Origin of the sequence: Xenorhabdus innexi (assembly GCF_002632485.1) — a bacterium.
GTDB classification, from domain to species: Bacteria; Pseudomonadota; Gammaproteobacteria; order Enterobacterales; family Enterobacteriaceae; genus Xenorhabdus; species Xenorhabdus innexi.
On sequence record NZ_NIBU01000250.1, the window covers coordinates 1 to 548 of the forward strand.

A 548-nucleotide genomic window follows, 5' to 3' on the forward strand; every position below is an offset into this window, starting at 1 on the left:
TTAATGGTTTTCAGGTAATACTGCTCCAGCTCGTCACTGAAACAATACTGATTGTGGATCGCCGCCATGGCGCAGTTGCAAAAATCCCGGAAGACCTGATAGCGGGTCTGATAACGGGCCGTTTGCTTAAACAGTGAAATAAAGGCTTTCTGATGATCGGTCTGAGAGGCCATTGCATGTTTTCCTTGCAGAATAACAGTAAAAAAGGAAAACACGCCCCGAAAAGGGAACGGTTCCCCTTTCGGTTGACGTGGTCAATTTGTAGAAAGTAAGTCGGTGAAACAGCCGGTTACTGCCCGACCGCGATCGCCGGCAGAGCCAGCGCCGTTTCCGCCTGCTCGCCGGTCACCAGATACAGTGCCGGCCGGTGTTGGCCGGACTGTCCGTGGCCACTGTCCACATGCTCACCCTGGTCATAACAGTCGTAGCCTCTGAGGCTGCCTGATGCGTCGCTGTACCAGTGGCGGATTTCACAGTCAAATATCGCGGACAGCTCCCCCATCAGTTCAGGTGAAGGCGGTGCCCAGGGCGAATCAAACCGCACGGTT

General features: G+C 54.2%; 1 protein-coding gene. It reads right to left on the reverse strand.

What is annotated here, in order from left to right; all coding sequences use genetic code 11:
- Positions 1-289 precede the first annotated feature (289 nt).
- The coding region (locus tag Xinn_RS21430) for a DUF1281 family ferredoxin-like fold protein (RefSeq protein WP_479688278.1) at positions 290-548 on the reverse strand (259 nt) is incomplete at its 5' end.